This is a genomic window from Tritonibacter mobilis (assembly GCF_001681715.1).
In the GTDB taxonomy this organism is placed as follows: Bacteria; Pseudomonadota; Alphaproteobacteria; order Rhodobacterales; family Rhodobacteraceae; genus Epibacterium; species Epibacterium mobile.
Genome location: NZ_LNWY01000053.1, coordinates 1 through 1,083, shown reverse-complemented (window position 1 = coordinate 1,083; position 1,083 = coordinate 1). Strand labels below are relative to the sequence as shown.

The window sequence follows — 1,083 nt, the reverse complement described above, 5'->3', positions numbered from 1 at the left end:
CACATGCTGCGCAAAGAGGGCGGAGACCGAGAGATGGTCGATGTCCTGTCATTGGTTCTTCAGCACAATGAGGAAGACATCCTGTGCGCAGTGGAACTGGCGCTGGAAGCGGGTGTGCCAACCAAAACGCATATCCTGAACCTGCTGCATCGATTGATTGATCGCAAACCGACCGACCACCCCGAGGTCGATCCGCCTGACGTACTCGCATTGCAAACAACGCCAGAAGCAAACGTAGATCGCTATGACGGACTGAGACTGGCCGGGGAGAAGCGCCATGCGTCATGACCCAGCCGGAGCATCCATTGTAATCATGCTGCGAAGTCTCAAGCTCTATGGCATGGCAAATGCGGTCGAAGATTTGGGCGCCCAAGGCGCGCCGGCATTCGAGGCCGCCATTCCAATGCTGTCACAGCTCCTCAAGGCCGAGATCGCGGAACGCGAAGTGCGGTCCATTGCATACCACACGAAGATTGCCCGCTTCCCGGCGTACAAGGACCTCAGCGGCTTCGATTTTACATCGAGTGAGATCAACGAAGCGAAAGTGCGGCAGTTGCACCGCTGCGAGTTTATCGAAGCCGCCGAGAATGTCGTACTGATCGGTGGGCCTGGAACGGGTAAGAGCCACACTGCAACCGCTATCGGCGTTCAAGCGATCGAACATTACCGGCGGAAGGTGCGCTTCTTCTCAACCGTGGAGCTGGTCAATGCACTGGAGCAAGAGAAGGCGCTCGGCAAGGCTGGGAAACTGGCCGAGATGCTGACCAAAGTCGATTTGGTTATCTTGGATGAGCTTGGCTATCTGCCGTTCAGTTCGACCGGCGGAGCACTTCTCTTCCATCTGCTCAGCAAGCTGTATGAACGCACCAGCGTCATCATCACAACTAACCTCAGCTTCTCGGAATGGGCGCAAGTCTTCGGCGATGCGAAGATGACAACCGCGCTTCTCGACCGGCTAACGCACCGCTGCCACATTCTGGAAACTGGCAACGACAGCTATCGGTTCAAGGCCAGTTCTGAGGCAGCAAAGAAAACAGGGAAGGAGACCAAAACATTGACCGCGTCATAGACCAAAGCGCATAA

At 56.0% G+C, this 1,083-nt stretch carries 1 protein-coding gene and 1 pseudogene; both read left to right on the top strand.

The window, feature by feature from the left end; translation table 11 throughout:
- A pseudogene (locus tag UB90_RS22360) lies at window positions 1–288 on the top strand (IS21 family transposase); the annotation flags it as partial.
- Window positions 278–1,069 carry an IS21-like element helper ATPase IstB gene (istB, locus tag UB90_RS22355; protein WP_009175304.1) on the top strand — a complete coding sequence of 264 codons (792 nt, stop codon included), beginning with the start codon at window positions 278–280 and terminating at the stop codon, window positions 1,067–1,069. The pseudogene UB90_RS22360 and the gene istB, both read left to right, overlap by 11 nt.
- The last annotated feature ends 14 nt before the right edge of the window (window positions 1,070–1,083 follow it).